The sequence below is a fragment of the Bradyrhizobium sp. WSM3983 genome (assembly GCF_000473045.1).
Taxonomy (GTDB): Bacteria; Pseudomonadota; Alphaproteobacteria; order Rhizobiales; family Xanthobacteraceae; genus Bradyrhizobium.
Map to the genome: position 1 here is coordinate 271973 of NZ_AXAY01000002.1, position 17185 is coordinate 289157.

The 17185-nt window shown below is 65.3% G+C and carries 11 protein-coding genes; 7 read left to right on the forward strand and 4 right to left on the reverse strand.

From position 1 onward, the window contains the following. The first annotated feature begins 184 nt into the window (after nt 1-184). From YUA_RS0104185 to YUA_RS0104195, 3 genes are all read left to right on the forward strand, one after another. Nucleotides 185-2614, forward strand: coding sequence for an EAL domain-containing protein (locus tag YUA_RS0104185; protein WP_027529540.1), 2430 nt, complete (start codon nt 185-187; stop codon nt 2612-2614). A 261-nt stretch (nt 2615-2875) separates the two neighbouring features. Further along, complete coding sequence (locus tag YUA_RS0104190) at nt 2876-4177, forward strand: MFS transporter (protein WP_027529541.1); 1302 nt, start codon at nt 2876-2878, stop codon at nt 4175-4177. Between the two features lie 157 nt (nt 4178-4334). Next, nucleotides 4335-6914 (forward strand): EAL domain-containing protein, encoded by a 2580-nt coding sequence (locus YUA_RS0104195; RefSeq protein WP_027529542.1) that lies wholly within the window; start codon nt 4335-4337, stop codon nt 6912-6914. Nucleotides 6915-6938: 24 nt separating this feature from the next. Here the strand turns inward: YUA_RS0104195 and YUA_RS0104200 are convergent, their stop codons facing one another. Together YUA_RS0104200 and YUA_RS0104205 are read right to left on the reverse strand one after the other, a co-directional pair. Continuing rightward, the gene (locus YUA_RS0104200) at nt 6939-7742 is read right to left on the reverse strand and encodes an isocitrate lyase/phosphoenolpyruvate mutase family protein (RefSeq protein WP_027529543.1); all 804 of its coding nucleotides are present in this window, start codon (nt 7740-7742) and stop codon (nt 6939-6941) included. A 68-nt stretch (nt 7743-7810) separates the two neighbouring features. Then, nucleotides 7811-8710 carry an alpha/beta fold hydrolase gene (locus tag YUA_RS0104205; RefSeq protein ID WP_027529544.1) on the reverse strand — a complete coding sequence of 300 codons (900 nt, stop codon included), beginning with the start codon at nt 8708-8710 and terminating at the stop codon, nt 7811-7813. Nucleotides 8711-8834: 124 nt separating this feature from the next. Between YUA_RS0104205 and YUA_RS0104210 the strand changes: the two genes are divergently transcribed. Further along, nucleotides 8835-9323: a MarR family winged helix-turn-helix transcriptional regulator gene (locus YUA_RS0104210; protein WP_245285099.1), complete on the forward strand. Its 489-nt coding sequence runs from the start codon at nt 8835-8837 to the stop codon at nt 9321-9323. Nucleotides 9324-9551: 228 nt separating this feature from the next. Here the strand turns inward: YUA_RS0104210 and YUA_RS0104215 are convergent, their stop codons facing one another. Beyond that, on the reverse strand, nt 9552-10001 hold the full coding sequence (locus YUA_RS0104215) for an ester cyclase (protein ID WP_027529546.1): 450 nt from the start codon (nt 9999-10001) through the stop codon (nt 9552-9554). 287 nt (nt 10002-10288) lie between these two features. Here YUA_RS0104215 and YUA_RS0104220 point away from each other — a divergent pair, with 287 nt between their 5' ends. After that, entirely contained in the window at nt 10289-10990 is a 702-nt protein-coding gene (locus YUA_RS0104220; protein ID WP_027529547.1) for an alpha/beta fold hydrolase, read from the forward strand. 67 nt (nt 10991-11057) lie between these two features. Here the strand turns inward: YUA_RS0104220 and YUA_RS0104225 are convergent, their stop codons facing one another. Further along, complete coding sequence (locus YUA_RS0104225; RefSeq protein WP_027529548.1) at nt 11058-11678, reverse strand: TetR/AcrR family transcriptional regulator; 621 nt, start codon at nt 11676-11678, stop codon at nt 11058-11060. A 130-nt stretch (nt 11679-11808) separates the two neighbouring features. Here YUA_RS0104225 and YUA_RS0104230 point away from each other — a divergent pair, with 130 nt between their 5' ends. Then, nucleotides 11809-13038 carry a cytochrome P450 gene (locus YUA_RS0104230; protein ID WP_027529549.1) on the forward strand — a complete coding sequence of 410 codons (1230 nt, stop codon included), beginning with the start codon at nt 11809-11811 and terminating at the stop codon, nt 13036-13038. 263 nt (nt 13039-13301) lie between these two features. Continuing rightward, nucleotides 13302-16934, forward strand: coding sequence for an AsmA-like C-terminal region-containing protein (locus YUA_RS0104235; protein ID WP_027529550.1), 3633 nt, complete (start codon nt 13302-13304; stop codon nt 16932-16934). Nucleotides 16935-17185: the final 251 nt, after the last annotated feature.

Consider the following 17185-nt stretch of genomic DNA (forward strand, 5'->3'; position numbering starts at 1 on the left):
GTAAATCCGGCAAATTGCCAGATAAAGCGGGCTTCTCCGCGCACTTCGTTAACTAAGCCCCGCAATGCGGATCAACCGGGGTCCGAAATTGTGCAGTTCTTAACCGCGGTCCTTGTCCGATAGTCCTGCGGGCCGCTCAACCACAAGTTCGGCCCGTCGCGAAGAGGGGACGGCGGTTTTGCGGATGGGCGATCGGGATCAGAATGATCAGGATCGGAAAGGGGCGACCGGTTGGTGGCGCGCTGCGCCGCTGCTCGGGCTCTATCGTCCTGCGCTCGTTGCGGCCGGCCTTGGTCTCCTGTTCTCGCTGGTCGGCGCGGCTGCGGTGGCGCGCTGGGAAGACCGCGTCAACAAGATCGAGTTCGAGAACGCGGCCGAGACCGAATCCATCGTCATGCAGAACGGCATGAGCGAATATATCAGCCGGCTCGTCGCGTTGCGGACCCTGTTCGAATCGACCAACGAGGAAATCACCCGCAGTGAGTTCGAGACCTTCAGCACCCGCCTGTTCGAGCGCCATCCGGGCATGTTGCGCATCGCCTGGCTGCCGCGCGTCAACCGCAAGGAGCGGGCCGAGTACGAGGCCGGCGCAATCACGGATGGTGTCTCCGGCTATCGCATCAAGTCGCTCCACGGCGACAATTTCGCGGTGGCTCCCGAGAACGACGAATATTTTCCCGTGTTCTACTCGACCCAGCCGAAGACCTCGTCGGTGTACGGCATGGACCATGGAAGCGTTCCGGAACGGCGCGTTGCACTCGACCGCGCACGCGACTACGACCGGATCGTTGCCATCCGCGCGCGCCTCTACGCAGAGCGTGAGACCGGCCGTCAGCCGGACGTGATTGTCTCCGTGCCAATCTATGCGAAGGGCACCTCGCGTGACACGGTCGCGGACCGTCGCCGCAATCTCGCGGGCTATGTCGTCGGGGTGTTCGATCTGCCGCTGCTGATGCAGGCCATTCGCGTGACGACCGGGGCGAACCCGGCGGTCAGCGTCAACATCTATCCACCCTTCACCGGACGCATCGTCAGTCTCGAAGAGGCGGTGCCGGACTTCGCATCGGCGCCCAAGGCGCCCCAATCGATGCGCGATGTCGCGCAAGGCAGACACTGGTCGGGCGGCCTCAGGATCGGCGACGCCGATTGGCAGGTGCGGGCGGTTCCGACCGCCGGCGGCCCGCTGGAGACGACTTATGACCGCGCCGGCGCAGTCTTCATCGTCGGCATATTGCTGACGTTGTCGCTGGCGACTTATCTGATGCTTGCGAGCCGCAATTCGCGGCGGTTGTCGCTGGCCAACCGGCGCGTGCTCGAGCTTGCGCAGACCGACGTCCTGACCGGATTGCCGAACCGCGCCTTCTTCCTCGCCCGGCTCGAGGAGCTCAACAGCCAGTTGAAGGACGGCGGCCCGACCTTCTCGATCCTGATGCTCGATCTCGACCGCTTCAAGAACGTCAACGATTCCCTCGGTCACGGCGCCGGCGATGCGCTGCTGCGGCTGGTGGCGCAGCGGCTGAAATCCGCGGTGCGCGCGAGCGACGTGCTGGCGCGGCTCGGCGGCGACGAATTCGCCATCATCCAGGAAGGCTGCGAGGATCAGCGTGCCTGCTCGACCGAGCTGGCGGCGCGGGTCGCCAAGCTCGTGGCCGAGTCGTTCCTGCTGCCCGGGCATCGCGTCGAGATCGGCACCAGCATCGGCATCGCGATCGCGCCGGATCACGGCGGCGACCAGGAGCAACTGCTGAAGAAGGCCGACCTCGCGCTCTACCGCTCGAAATCGGCCGGCCGCAACTGCTTCACCATCTACGACGAGGCGATGTCGGCCGAGCTCGAGGCGCGCAACACGCTGGAAGGCGATCTGCGCGACGCCATCGCGCTCTGCCAGCTCGAAGTGCACTACCAGCCGTTCATGGACGCCAACACCAGCGTGCGGCGCGGCTTCGAGGCGCTGGTGCGCTGGCGGCATCCGACCCGCGGGCTGATCCCGCCGGATCAGTTCATCCCGCTCGCCGAGGAGACCGGCCTGATCGTGCCGCTCGGCGAATTCGTGCTGCGTCGCGCCTGCGCGGATGCGGCCACCTGGCCGTCCGATCTGATGGTCGCGGTGAACCTGTCGCCGATACAGTTCAAGGAAGCCGATCTGTTCGACGTCATCTGCGCGGCCCTGCGGGATTCCGGCCTGTCGCCGCAACGGCTCGAGATCGAGATCACCGAATCCGTCCTGCTCGAGCGCGGCGCCGAGAACCACGCTTTCATGGAGCGGCTCAAGCACATCGGCATCGAGCTTGCGCTCGACGATTTTGGCACCGGCTATTCCTCGCTCAGCTATCTCACCGCGTTTCCGTTCGACAAGATCAAGATCGACAAATCGTTCATCCGCAACCTCACGCACCAGCCGCGCTCTTCCGCCATCATCTCCTCGATCGTGACGCTGGCGCGCGGGCTCGACATGTCGGTCACCGCCGAGGGCGTCGAGGCGGCTGAGGAGTTCGAGCGGCTGAAGGCACTCGGCGTGAATTTTGCGCAAGGCTATCTGTTCGGCCGCCCGATGCCGATCGACCAGATCGAGCTCGACGAGCCCACCGAGCGTTCGCAGCGCGACGCCGCCTGAGCGCGCGCCTCGTCCTTCGAGACGACCGCTTCGCGGTCTACTCAGGATGAGGCTAAGCGGCATCGGTACCTTTTGAAGTTGCTGCAGAGCACTCCGTCCTCATCCTGAGGAGCCCGCCTAAAGCGGGCGTCTCGAAGGAAAGGCCACAGGGAAACCGCGCTCAAAGGGATTGCGCTGCTGCCCAACAGGCATTCGCGAAAATCGCTTGACCCAGACATCCACGGATGATCGGTAGTGATCGTCTAGGGATGAAATAAAAAAATGCGGCGACCGTTCTTCTACGGCTGGGTCGTGGTCGTGGTGACCTTTGTTACCATGGCCATCGGCGTCAATGCGCGCACCGCCTTTTCATTGTTCTATCCGCCCATTCTCTCGGAATTCGGCTGGGAGCGCGGCGTCACCGCCGGTGCCTTCTCGTTTGGATTCGTTGCATCGGCGATCGCCAGCCCGCTGATCGGCCGGCTGATGGATCGCGCGGGCCCGCGCGCTGTGATGGAGCTTGGCGTGTTGCTGATGGCCGGCGGGCTGCTGCTCGCGCCGCTCACCAGCCAGCCCTGGCATCTCTATGTCACGATCGGAGTCATGGTCGGCGCCGGCTCGGTGTGTCTCGGCTATTCCGGCCAGTCGCTGTTCCTGCCGAACTGGTTCATCCGCAAGCGCGGGTTTGCCATCGGCATCGCCTTTGCCGGCGTCGGCATCGGTTCAATGACGCTGCTGCCATGGGTGCAGCACATGATCGAGCAGACCGGCTGGCGCACGGCTTGCACCGCGATGGGCCTGATGATCCTGATCGTGCTGGCGCCGATCAATCTGCTCGTGCACAAACGCCCCGAAGACATCGGCCTCCAGCCGGACGGCGACGCAGCGCCGGCCGCGGGCACCGCAAGGCCGGTCTCCAACATCGTCGACCCCGTCTGGGCCGCCACCGACTGGACGCTGCGGCGAGCGGTTGCGACTGCACGCTTCTGGTGGATTGCGCTCGGCTATTTCTGCGGCCTGTACATCTGGTACGCGGTGCAGGTGCACCAGACCAAATTCCTGCTCGATATCGGCTTCAGCCCGAGCGTTGCGGTATGGGCGCTCGGCGCCGTCAGCCTGCTCGGCATCCCCGGCCAGATTTTCCTCGGCCATGTCTCCGACCGGATCGGGCGGGAATGGGTCTGGGCGATCAGCTGCGCCGGCTTTGCGATTTGCTTCGCGGCGCTAATGGCGCTGAAGTTCCACCCCTCGCTCTGGCTGGTCTGGCTGATGGTGCTCACGCAAGGCGCGCTCGGTTACGGCCTCACCTCGATCATGGGCGCAGTGGTGTTCGAGATTTTCGGCGGCCGGCATCAGGGTAGCATCTTCGGCATGATCATGCTCGCGGCGCTGGCGGGTGGCGCGGCCGGCCCGTGGGTGACAGGCTTGCTCTACGACCGCGTCGGCGACTACACGCTCGCCTTTGCCATCGCCATCGTCATCAGCGGGCTGTCGGCGCTGTCGATCTGGCAGGCTTCGCCTGGTAAGGTGCGGGCCGTGGCCGGCCGGCTGCACGAGCGCCAGGCCGAAGCTGCGTCGAAATAGGTTCCTTCTGCAACGGATTACCTTCGCATCTTTCGCGGAATGTTAAGCATGTCGCGGCTTCGCCGAACGCGAGCCGGTAGCAAAAACGTCTTGGACACCATCGAAGCATTAGCTTGGAGCGGATTGCCGCATTTTCCTGATGCTGCCGAGCCCAACGATGTCTGCCTCCGATGACCCAGTGACCGAAATGTCGGACGTGCTCCGCGCGGCGCTCGAATGCGCCGACGATGGCATCGTCATTGTCGATGGCGCGCATCGCATCACGCATTTCAACGCCGGCGCGGAGCGGATCTGGAAATTCGCGCGCGCTGACGTGCTCGGCCGCGATGCCGCCCTGCTCACGCTCAGATGCCTTCAGGCCGATCCGGTCGCTGACTTCCGCGACGAGATCAGCCTCGTGCGCCATGACGGAAGCCACATCAGGGCGACTGTCTCGCTCTCGTCCGTGACCATCGACGGCGCCGATCATCACATCGTGTTCGCGCGCGACGTCACCGCCGAGGCCGAACGCCGCGCGCGGATCGGCCTTCTCGATACCGTTGCGGATCAGACCAACCGCGCGGTGATCATCACCGACGTCGAACAGATCATTGTCTACGTCAACTCGGCGTTCACGACGCTGTTCGGCTACACCAGCGAGGAAGCCGAGGGTCGGCACGCAGGTGAGCTCATTGCTGGTCGCCATACCGATCGCACGGCTATCGCCAAGCTTGTCAAGCGCCTGATGCATGGCGGCCGCCGCGGCGAGGCCGAGGTGCTCGCCTACGACAAGGACGGCGAGGAAATCTGGGTCTGCGCCCAGATCGATGCCTTCCGTGACAAGAAGGGACAGGTCAAGCACATCTTCGCGCTGCTCGAGGACATCACCGAGTCCAGGCAGCTGCGCTCGCTCCAGCAGCTCATCATGAGCACGCTCGCCGACGAGGTGCCGATCACCGAGATCGCCGACCGGCTGTGCCGCCGCGTCGAGGAGATCGCGCCCGACGTGGTCTGCTCGCTGCTGCACGTCGATGCCTCAGGCCTGGTCCATCCGCTCGGCGGCCCGAGCCTGCCCGAAGACTATTCCCGCGCGCTGGACGGCGTGGCGATCGGCCCCGACGTCGGCTCCTGCGGGACCGCGGCCTTCTACGGCGAGCCGGTGCTAGCCGAAGATCTCGACACCGATCCGCGCTGGCAACCCTACAAGACCCGTCCGCTCGAAGTCGGCTTGCGCGCCTGCTGGTCGACGCCGATCAAGGCCAAGGACGGCCGCGTCATCGCCACCTTCGCCTTCTACTTCCGTGAGCCGCGCGCGCCGAGCAACTGGCACCGTCGCATCGTCGATGCCTGCGTCAACCTCGGCGCCTTCGCGATCGAGCGCAAGGAGGCGCGCGCCGAGATCGCGCGGCTCGCCTATCACGACATCCTCACCGGCCTGCCGAACCGCGCGCAGTTGCGGCACCTGATCACGACCGCGATCGACGCCTGTCCGACCGGCGGCCACGTTGCGCTCGCCTTCCTCGACGTCGATCATTTCAAGGACGTCAACGACACGCTCGGCCACGCCGCCGGCGACGAGCTTCTGATCCGGCTGGCACAGCGCTTGCGCGAGCAGATCGGGCCCGAAGACATGCTGGGCCGGCTCGGCGGCGACGAGTTCGTCATCCTGCTGCCGAACCGCAATGCCGAGAGCGCCGAGCGCGTCGCGGCCGACGTCACTGAAGCGCTGGCCTCGCCGTTGCGGCTCGGATCGAGGCTGATGCCGATGTCGGCCAGCATCGGCATCAGCCTCTATCCCGACAATGCGACTGATATCGACACGCTGATGCAACAGGCCGACGCCGCCATGTACATGGCCAAACAGGCGGGCCGCTCGACCCATCGCATGTTCAGCGCCGAGATGAACGGATTGGCCGAGCAGCGGCTGGCGATGATCGCAGCACTCCGCCGCGCCATTGTCGACAACGCGCTGAGCCTCAGCTATCAGCCGCAGATCCGCAGTGGCGACGGCGCCATCCACGGCGTCGAGGCGCTGGCGCGCTGGCACGATGCTTCGCTGGGCGATGTCTCGCCGGCAAAGTTCATTCCGCTCGCGGAAGAATGCGGCCTGATCGAGCAGATTGGCCTGTGGTCGGTGCGCGAGGCCTGCCGGCAGATGGCGAGCTGGCGCCGTGCCGGGCTCGACATTCCCAGCGTCTCGGTCAACCTGTCGCCGATCAATTTCCGCCATGTCGCGCTCGCGGCGCGCCTCGCCGATATCCTCGCTGAGTACGCGCTGCCGGCGGACGCGCTGATGCTGGAGATCACCGAAGGCACCTTCATGCAGGACGGTGCCGCCGCATTGGAAACAATGCAGGCCATTCGCGCGCTCGGCATCGGGCTGTCGGTTGACGATTTCGGCACTGGCTATTCGAGCCTCAGCCGGCTCGCGCATCTGCCGATCCGCGAGCTCAAGATCGACCGCAGTTTTATGCGCGATATCGAGCGTGACGCGGGCGCGCTTGCGATCGCCACCGCCGTGGTGCGCGTTGGCCAGGGCCTCGGCATGACCGTCGTCGCCGAAGGGGTCGAGACCGAAGGCCAGCGCAAGATGCTGGCCGAGCTCGGCTGCGACGTCGTGCAAGGCTTCCTCTACGCCCCCGCGCTCGCACCGGTCGCCTTCGAGCGCTGGCTGATCGAGCACTGCGCCGGGCAGGCAAGGGCGATGCTGGGGCGGCTCGCGCCGGTCGATGCGATCGCGGTGAAACGGTCCGCTTAGGGCACGACGGCCCGAGCCGGCGGCTCAGGCATTCGGTTGCAGGAACGTGCCGTATTGCTTGCTCATGGCGACCTCGGCGGCGGCCGCTCCGATCGCACGCATCGCCGCCAGCATCGGCCACGGCCCGAGGCTCACCCGCCGAACCCCGACGCGGGCGAGATCCGGAATTGCGGGAACGCCTTGCGTCACCATGATGTTGACCGGCAGAGGCGCGAGTTGAACGAACTTCCCGATAAGCGCGAGGTCGGTGAGGCCGGGCACGAAAATTCCGTCGGCGCCGGCGTCGGCATAGATCTTCGCACGCCTTGCCGCTTCGTCCAGGCACTCCGCCGGCGATCCGTATTTCAGCAAGAACGGATCAGTCCTCGCATTGATGAATAGATGAACGCCGAGTTGTTGCGCAGCGTGCCGCACGGCCTTGATCTTCGCGGCGTGCTGTTCGGGGCTCGCGAGCTGCCGCTTTCCTCCGGATAGCCCGTCTTCGATATTGATGCCGACGGCACCAGCTTGCAGAATTCTGGCTGCCGATGTCGCGGCGGCGTCTGGGGTGTCGCCATAGCCGGCTTCGAGATCGATCGACACGGGAACTGACACGGACGCGGTTATCCGCGACACCAGACCTGCCACCATATCGAGGGGGACATTTTCTCCGTCCGCATATCCAAGTGCGGCCGCGACCGCCCCGCTGCTGGTCGCGATCGCCGGGGACGTCTTCGCGATGGCTTTGGCGGTGGCGGCATCCCAGGCGTTGAACAGGACGAGCGGATCCCCCGTCCTGTGAAGACCGTGAAACGCTTCGGCGTATTGCTGCTGCATGTTGGCGTCCATCTCGCGTACTCCTCGTCAGAAATTCCGAAGCCGATCGGGCGGCGCCGTCCGGCGTCCGCGAAAGGCGTTCAGTCGGGCGCGTGCGTCCTGAACCAGTCCATGATCAGGCCGGTGACTTCGGCCTCACGCTCGAGGTGCGGGAAGTGTCCGACATCCGGCAGGACAACGCGCTGATGCGGTCCCTTGAACAGCGGCTCTTCCTTCACCGAATATCTCGCTGTCGGATCGTTGCCGCCGTAGATCGTCAGCGTCGGCGTCTGCATCTCGTTGATCGGCAGCCGGCCCATGCGTCCCGCCTCGGTCAGGCCTCCGTAATATCTAAGCGCCGCGGCCATGGTGCCGGGAGAGCTGAGCGTCTCTTTGATCGAACGGATGTGCTCGGCATCGTTGAAGGTCGGCGACCACAGCTTCCAAAGATAATCGACGAAGGGCAGTCCTTCGGTATTGACCGCCGACTCGGCGCCAGGCAGCTGGAAGAAATAGACGTGGAAGATCGATCGAACGATTTCCGGGTCCCGCCTGATGCTCGAGAATGTGATCGGATGGGCGGTGTTCATGACCACCGCGGCCTTGATCGCCGACGGAGCCGTCGCCAGCGCCTGAAAGGTCGACGTGCCGCCCCAATCCATGCCGACGACACGGGCCTGTCCGTCCTCGCTCAGCGCCGCGATCAGCGCTTCAAGATCCTTGCCCAATGCGATGGGATCGAAAATGCCGTCCGCCGGGACCTCGGTCGGCGCATATCCGCGCAGGAACGGCGACACCGCGCGATAGCCCGCATCCGCGAAGACTTGCAGCTGCTTTCGGTAGGACCAGGCGTTGTCGGGAAAGCCGTGCATGAAGATCACAAGGGGACCGTTCCCCTGTTCGAGATAGGCGAACCGCACGCCATTGGCCTGCACGTATTTCAAGACGGGTTCACTGCCGTTGGCAGTCGGCGTCGATAAGGCTGCGCTCCGGATCGTCATCGTCATCCTCCATGTCGTCGTCACTCTTCTGCGACAAATATGTGCGCAGCACACATGTCAGGTCAAGTTGTTTTTTGTGCGCAGCGCACATATTATTGCCGGCATGGAAACTGGAATCGCGAATTTGCTGGGAGCGCTCTCGCTCGCGGTCATGGACCGCATCGAGCAGGGCGCGCGCGAGGTCATCGGCCGCGGCGGCGAGACGCCTGCAGCACTCGTCGTCATTGGCTATGGCCAGGGCATGACCAACGACAAGCTGCGGCGGATCCTTGGCCTGTCGCATTCCGGAACGGTCCGGCTGGTCGACCGTCTGGTTTCGGATCGGCTTGTCGAACGCCGGCCGGGAAAGGACGGACGCGAGGTCGCATTGCACCTGACGGCCTCGGGCGTTGCGACCCGGAACGATCTGATGATGTCCCGGATTTCAGCCGTCGCATCACTTCTGGATGTACTGTCGCCGGCCGAGACGAAGCGACTTGAAACGCTGATCCACGAGCTGCTGGCACGGCAGGACACGTCGGAACTGGATCGCTTCACGATCTGCCGGATGTGCGACGATAGCGTCTGTACGAATTGTCCATTGCCCACCAGCAAGGGCAAACGCAATCGCTAGCCAGAGGTGTTGCCAACGGGGGGCGGCCGGTCGCCTTCGAACGCTGGCTGATCGAGCACTGCGCCGAGCAGGCGAGGGCGATGCTGGGCCGGCTCGATGTCAAGGCGGCGGGTGTGGCCGCGGTGAAACGATCGGCTTAGCGCGCGCACTCCGACATGGTACCAGCGACCGCAAGGTCGCCGGTTTCTTCCCCGAGGTTTCCGCGGCCGGCATGGGGCAACGTGGTATTCACGCAGCGCGGATCAGGCCAAGCTGCTGCAAGGCCGTGACCCCATCGTCGAGACCGATTTCCTCGAGGATCTTTCCATCCCTGAGTTTCAACACGGTCGTGCCGGTGAATTTCATCTTGCGCCCGGTGTTGGCCGGCAGAGATCCCGCCAGGAAATCACTGAACGCCTGCCCGGTATGCGTTCCTCCGCCCTCCCATCGGCCGACGACGTAGTCGCCTTCCGCGATCAGGTCCGCAGCGCCCCAGAAGTTGAGATCGGGGAACGCTTTCCGGAAGTCCGTCATGAACGCCTTGATGTCTTGACGGCCACGGCGCGGTTCGTGGAGTGAATACTGCAGAAGCATGTCCGGCGCAGCGAGCTCATCGACAATTCCGAGGTCGCAGGTCTTGCCCCAGAAATTCGTGAACCACCGGCCAACAATGACTTTGTTGTCTTCTTCAATCGACACGAGCATTCTCCTATTGTGTGCTTTGGTTGTTGTCCGCCATGAATATTGTCGATGGCACCGCTCCCGGCCCACCCGATTCCCGATGACATCGACCGTACGCGGTCGCGCTGACGACAGGTTCGCAACCAAGGAGACGCAGCGGCTTCGCTGCGTCCCTGGGTCGACGTGCTTCAGGTCAGATTGACTTGTGAAACGACTCTGATTTCGATGCGTCCCGATCGTGCTATCGTGGAAGACATAGTTGCCTCCCCGCCCATACTGCGCTCTCCAATTGCAAAGGAGCGCAAATGCCCGCGAAAGCCAAACCAACGATCGTTTTCTGTCACGGCATCTGGGCCGACGGCTCATGCTTCAGCAAGGTGATTCCGGCATTGCAGGCCGACGGGCACGAGGTAATCGCCGTTCAATATGGCCTGGACTCCTACGAAGAAGACCTGGCGACGGTGAAGCGCACGCTCAATCGTGTCGGCAGTCCGGTCCTCCTCGTCGGTCATTCCTATGGTGGGGCCATCATCACCGGCGCAGGCACCGATGAGCGCGTGGTAGGCCTGGTCTATATCGCAGCGGTCGCTCCGGATGCCGGCGAGACCGTGCAGGACCAGCTCAACAAATATCCGTCGGATATTTTCTCGCGCGTCGAGGTCGCCGACGGGCGTGCCTGGATGCTACCGAACGGCACCGAGTTCTTCGCGGGCGACCTCTCCGCGGCAGACCAGAAGCTGGTCTGGGCCACCCATTATGCGCCCGTCGCCAATCTGTTCGAGCAGCAGAAGCTCAGCGCGGACAAGGTCGCGTGGAGGTCGAAGCCGAGCTGGTACATTTTGGCCACGCAAGACCACACCGTACATCCCGACCTGCAACGCTGGGTCTCGAAGCGGATGGGCGCTGTTGTCACCGAGGTGGCGAGCAGCCACGTGCCGATGCTGTCCCAGCCCGACATCGTGATCGACGTGATCCGCAAGGCCGCGGCCGCCGTTCAAAAAGGCTGATCGCAGCAAGCGATCCGTCGCCAACGCATAAGAGAGAGGTCGCTCGCAAGGCGGCCTCCCTTTTTATTTATGAGCAGCTTTCCGACGCCAATCCCGTCCTGCGCCGCAAATCCGTGATCGCGCGCCAAAAACTGTCGGCCGGTGTCGTCTCCGGGTCGATCAGCCGGTGCAGGCGAAAGCCGTCTTCCAGCGCGAGCACGACGGAGGCCATCCAGGGCGGATTCAGCGTCTCGCCCCTGGCGTTGCTTTTCAATGTCGCCTCGACGATGTCGGCGATCAGCTTGCGCCGCGCGCGCAGACGTTTGGCGAGCTCGGGCCGGCGCTTCTCGGCGCGCGCGACGAACAGGATCATCTCGATATGCAGCAGCGGCGAGCGGCCGAGCGGATCCTGTCGGCTGCGATCCATTGTCTTCAGCGCGGCGATGAAATCGTCGAGGTTCTTGTGCTGCGCGAGAATCTCCATGTTGCGCCGGATCGATTGCTCGACGTGATCCTCGAGCATGGCGAAGATCAATTCGTCCTTGCTCCCAAAGTTCGAATAGAACGCACCGCGCGTGAAGCCGGCTTCCGCCGCGATCGCCTCGATGCTGGCGCCACCGATTCCGTCCTGCTCGAACACGCGCGCGGCCGCCTCGAACAGCTTGTCGCGCGTGTCGTCCCTGGTCGGCCTGGTTCTCACCCTTGACATCCGGCCAGTTTAGGGCAGAATGCAACTCGATACAACAATGTATCGAGTTGATAATTTACAGGGATGGTTGCGCCAGGCTCCGGGGCTGCCTCGCGTATCGTGTCATGCGGCAACCGATGTGAGGTCCACCATGAACGAGCAAGTGCAAGGCGCAGGCGATCCGCTGTTCAATCCGCTGGCGCCGGACTTCATCCGCAATCCCTATCCGCATTACGACCGGCTGCGCACGATCGATCCGATCCACGTGACCCCGTTCGGCCAGTTCGTCGCCAGCCGTCACGCCGATGTCAGCCTCGTGATGCGCGACAAGCGCTTCGGCAAGGATTTCGTCGAGCGCACGACGCGCCGCTATGGCCCCGACATCATGAAGGAGCCGGTGTTTCGCAGCATGGGCAACTGGATGCTGCAGGCCGATCCGCCCGATCACACCCGCCTGCGCGGCCTCGTCGTGAAGGCCTTCACCGCACGCCGCGTCGAAGACATGCGGCCGCGCATCCAGGAGATCGTCGACCAGACCATTGATGCCGTGAAGGACCGCGGCCACATGGACCTGATCGAGGACTTTGCCTTCCGCCTGCCTGTGACCATCATCTGCGACATGCTCGGCATCCCCGAGGATCATCGCGAGGTCTTCTACAAGAGCTCGCGCGATGGCGGGCGGCTGCTCGATCCGGTGCCGATGACGCCCGAGGAGATCGCGAGGGGCAATGCCGCCAACGCGATGGCGCAGATGTACTTCCAGCCGCTGTTCGAGCTGCGACGTCGCAATCCCGGAGACGACCTCATCACCCAGCTGGTGCAGGCCGAGGAAGACGGCAACAAGCTCACCAATGAGGAGCTGACGGCCAATATCATCCTGCTGTTCGGCGCCGGCCACGAGACCACCGTCAACCTGATCGGCAACGGCCTGTTGGCGCTCCACCGCAATCCGGATCAGCTCGCCCTGCTGAAGGCACGGCCCGACCTGATCACCAACGCGATCGAGGAGTTCTTGCGCTACGATTCGTCGGTGCAGATGACCGGCCGCGTCACGCTGGAGGAGATCGACGATCTCGGCGGCAAGCGAATCCCCAAGGGCGAGTCCGTGCTCTGCCTGCTCGGCTCGGCCAATCACGATCCGGCGGTCTATCCCGATCATCCTGATCGGCTGGACATCAGCCGGCCCAATGTCCGGCCGCTGTCGTTCGGAGGCGGCATCCATTTCTGCCTGGGCGCCCAATTGGCGCGCATCGAGGCCGAGATCGCCATCGCGACGCTGCTGCGGCGGTTGCCCGATCTGCGCATCGATGCCGTCGAAAACCCGGCTTGGCGCCCGACCTTCGTGCTGCGTGGCCTGAAGCATCTGCCGGCGAGCTGGTGATAGCGGTCGGCGGTCCTCATCCTGAGGAGCCCGCCCAAGGCGGGCGTCTCGAAGGATGGCCACGGGCGGGGGCCTCTATGGTTCGAGACGGCGCTTGCGCGCCTCCTCACCATGAGGGTCTCGCAGCAGCGTTAACCTCCGTGCGCAACAGTCGCTGTGACTTCGCCACACTTCCGCTTATATAAGGGGAAGTTCCGGCGCGCCTGAAGCTTGGTTGTAGGCTTGGGTTTGACCCGGGTGCCGGCTTGGCCGAGGGGAGACCCGTGCAGACGACGCTGCTCGGATTGGCGATTGCCTTTATTTTAGCGCTGCTAGCCGCGCTGATCGGGCCTTACTTCATCGACTGGAACCAGTTCCGGCCCCAGTTCGAGGCGGAGGCGAGCCGGATCATCGGTGTGCCCGTGCGCGTGGCGGGCGAGCTCGATGCACGGCTGCTGCCGGCGCCGACGCTGCGGCTGCGCTCGGTCACCTTCGGCGGCAACAACGATCTCGGCCGGCTGCGTGCCGACAAGCTCGACGTCGAGTTCAGCCTGAGCTCCCTGATGCGCGGCGAATGGCGCGCCACCGAGCTGTCGGTCGGCGGCATGGCCGCGGATCTCGGCCTCGACGCCAGGGGCAAGGTCGATTTGCCGTCCACCGCGAGCGGCACCTTCAACCTGGCGTCGCTCGCCATCGAGCGGCTGAACCTCACCGGCCGCATCGCGCTTCACGACGCCGCCAGCCGTTCGACGCTGGAGCTCAATGATATCGTGTTCTCCGGCGACGTGCGCTCGCTCGCAGGCTCGGTGCGGGGCGACGGCAATTTCACGGCCGCAGGCACGCGCTATCCGTTCCGCATTTCCTCCGGTCCGAGCCCCGATGGCAGCGCCACGCGTCTGCACCTCAACATCGATCCCGGACAGCGTGCCGTTCTGGCCGATCTCGAAGGCGTGCTCGCCTTCGACAACCGCCTGCCGAAATTCGACGGCGCGCTGACGCTGGGGGTGCCGGCAACGAAGAAGCCCGGTGAGGCGGGGCCGACGCCCTGGAAGCTCACCGCCAAACTCAAGGCCGATCCGGCCGGCGCCAACTTCGACCAGATCGACGCGAGCTTTGGTCCCGAAGGCACCGCGCTGAAGGTCGGCGGCGTCGGCGACCTCAGGTTTGGTGCCTCGCCGCTGCTGCGCGCGGTGCTGTCCGCGCGGCAGGTCGATGCCGACAAGTTCGCCGGCCGGGACGATTCCGAGCCGCTGCGCATCCTGCCGGCGCTGCGTGCAGGTCTCGCCGCCATCCCGCAGGCGCCGATCCCGGCGCAGATCGAGTTCAATTCCGACCAGATCATGCTGGGCGGCCGTCCGCTCCAGAACATCACGACCGAGCTTCAGACCGACGGCCGATCCTGGACCTTCCAGCGGCTCGAGCTGCGCGCGCCCGGCATGACGCAGCTTTCGCTCAACGGCGCGACGCCCGGCGCCGACACCTTTAGCGGCCGCCTCAGCGTTGAATCCTCCGATCCCGATACGCTGGTGGCCTGGCTCCTGGGCCGCAACGAGGTCAACCACCGAAGCACGCGGCCGCTGCGCCTTGCCGGCGACGTGACGATCGCCGCCAACCATCTCGGCATCGACAAATTGAAAGCCGACATCGAAGGCGGCGCGGTCGAGGGCCGCATTGCCTTCGTGCAGACCGGCGCAAGCAAAGGCTCGCAGATCGATGCCGACATCAAGGCCGACCGTCTCGATCTCGATGCCGCCGCGAGCTTCGTTCGCGCGCTCGCTGGACCGCAGGGCGAATGGCCGGAGGAAGCGAAGCTGTCGCTCGACGTCGGGCGCGCAATCTCGGCGGGACAGGAGCTGCGGCCGTTCGCGGTAAAACTTGGTTACGGCCCGACCTCGCTGTCGCTGGAGCAGTTGCGGTTCGGCCAGGCCAGCGGCGTGACCACGGAGGCGAGCGGCAGTTTTGATCGCACCAAGGCCACCGGCAAGCTCGCGCTGAAATCCTCGGCCAATTCGCTGAAGGATCTCACGGCGCTGCTGGAGCCGATTGCGCCTGCGCTGCGCGCGCGTTTCGACGCGATCGCGCCGTTGCCGGGCGCGACGCGCCTGAAGCTCGACCTCAGCCTCGACAAGAACACCGAACACGCCGATCGCAGCGACGCGCGCGCCGTGCTCGACCTCGATGCGCCGCAGCTCAAGGCCACCGCGACGCTCGCCGCGCAGGCGCCGGTGGCGGCGGTCAACGGCATCGACATCGAAAAATTGCGCAACAGCGACTTCACGCTGGAGTCGAAACTGTCATCGCCGCAGGCCGCTTCGCTGACGGCGCTGCTCGGCCTCGATCGCATGGTCGCCGCAGGCGAGGGCGCCTCGCAGATCGAAGGCAGACTGAGCGGCGCATGGCGCAGGCCGCTGCAACTGAACGCCAAAGCCAGCGGCGGCGGGCTGGATGCGGATGCGCAAGGCAGCGTCGAATTGTCGGCGCCGGAGCCGAAGGCCAGCGTGAATCTGCGCGTGCGCAACGCCAATCTGGCCCCGCTGTTCGGAACCAGCCCGGCCGACAAATCGGCGCGGAGTGTGAGCCTGTCCTCCCGCCTCACGCTATCCGGCAATCGCTTGACCTTCGACGATCTCGACAGCACCGCTTCGGGCTCGCATCTACGCGGCCATCTCGCCATGACGCTCGATCAGGAGAAGAGCGTGGACGGCGAGGTCGGCTTGGACTCGCTCGATCTGGTGCCTGCGCTCGCGCTTGCCGTTGGCGCCGCCGGGCGTGATGCCGGCGAGCCGCTGAGCGCAGGCCTCGTCAGCGGCTGGCGCGGCCGCATCGCGTTCCAGGCATTGCGCGGCAATCTGCCGGGCGGAATCGAGTTGCGTCCCTTCAGCGGCATGATCAGGAGCGATGGCCAGTCGCTCGCGCTCGATACGCTCAAGGGCGGCCTTGGTGGCGGCGAGATGACCGCAAGCCTCGATGCGCGCAATGGCGCCAACGGTCTGGCGTTGAACGCGCATCTCGATCTCACTAATGTCGATGCGGCGTCGCTGCGTTACCGCGATCTCGCCCTGCCCAAGGGGCGCGCCTCGGTGCAGATGACGCTGACGAGCCAGGGCCGCAGCGTTTCGGCGCTGACCGGCGCACTCGCCGGCAACGGCACGGTGACGCTGGACTCGGCTGAAATCAGCGGCCTCAATCCGCGCGCCTTCGAGATCGCCATCCGTGCCAGCGACGGCGGGCAGGTGAGCGACGACAACCGATTACGTCAGCTCGTCGAGCCCGCATTGTCGGCTGCTCCCATCGCGGTCGCCTCGGCACAGATCGCGTTCACGATCCGCGATGGCCGCCTGCGCGTCGGCGCAACACCGCTCGAGGCGAAGAATGCGCGCGCCATCGTCTCCGGCGGTTACGATATTCCCGCCGACCAGGCCGACATCCGCGCCAGCCTGACGCCGATCATGACCGGCCTCTCCGGCGCGCCGCCGGAGATCCAGCTGTTTGCGGCAGGTCCGCCCGACAAGCTCCGCCGCACCGTTGATCTCACGCCGCTGTCGTCGTGGCTTGCGGTGCGCACGATCGATCGCGAGACGCGCCGGCTGGATGCCATCGAGCGCGGCGAACCGCCGCCGGCGACCGCCGCGCTGCCGACGCTCGTCTCGCCTGAGCCCGCGCCCGAGCCGGCGCTGACCGATGTGCCGATGCCCGGCCGCGATCCGCGCCGCCCGCCGCCGAAGGTGAGAGTTGAGCCCAAGGCCGCACCGACGCCGAGGGCGCCGCTTGCCGCGCCCGCCGTGCCGAGCCCGCCCCTTGCGAGCCAGCAGGCCGCGCCCCTGCCGCCGCCGATCGACGTGCGGCCCGCTCCGGGCCCGCCGCCGGCAAGGCCCCGGCCGAAGCCGCCGCTGGTCCTGACGCCGTCGAATCCGTAGGGACGAAGTTGATTTGGGAGGTTGGGCCGCGGGCTCCTCTTACCTCTCCCGCTTGCGGGAGAGGTATAGGCCGCCTTCGGCGGCCGTTCTCAAGCGACGCCGAGGCGGAGCCTCGGCTATGGCAAAGCGCCGGGTGAGGGCTTTCTCCTCTGGGGGCTGTCCCGCTGCGGAGACACCCTCTCCCCGACCCTCTCCCGCGAGCGGGAGAGGGAGCGCACCTTCCACGTTGCGTAACAGTAACCGCATTCGCT

Excerpts from the sequence above, each read along its gene's own strand:
- YUA_RS0104185 (WP_027529540.1), top strand. The coding sequence starts at position 185 with ATGGGCGATCGGGATCAGAATGATCAGGATCGGAAAGGGGCGACCGGT.
- YUA_RS0104190 (WP_027529541.1), top strand. The coding sequence starts at position 2,876 with ATGCGGCGACCGTTCTTCTACGGCTGGGTCGTGGTCGTGGTGACCTTT.
- YUA_RS0104195 (WP_027529542.1), top strand. The coding sequence starts at position 4,335 with ATGTCTGCCTCCGATGACCCAGTGACCGAAATGTCGGACGTGCTCCGC.
- YUA_RS0104200 (WP_027529543.1), bottom strand. The coding sequence starts at position 7,742 with ATGGACGCCAACATGCAGCAGCAATACGCCGAAGCGTTTCACGGTCTT.
- YUA_RS0104205 (WP_027529544.1), bottom strand. The coding sequence starts at position 8,710 with ATGACGATCCGGAGCGCAGCCTTATCGACGCCGACTGCCAACGGCAGT.
- YUA_RS0104220 (WP_027529547.1), top strand. The coding sequence starts at position 10,289 with ATGCCCGCGAAAGCCAAACCAACGATCGTTTTCTGTCACGGCATCTGG.
- YUA_RS0104225 (WP_027529548.1), bottom strand. The coding sequence starts at position 11,678 with ATGTCAAGGGTGAGAACCAGGCCGACCAGGGACGACACGCGCGACAAG.
- YUA_RS0104230 (WP_027529549.1), top strand. The coding sequence starts at position 11,809 with ATGAACGAGCAAGTGCAAGGCGCAGGCGATCCGCTGTTCAATCCGCTG.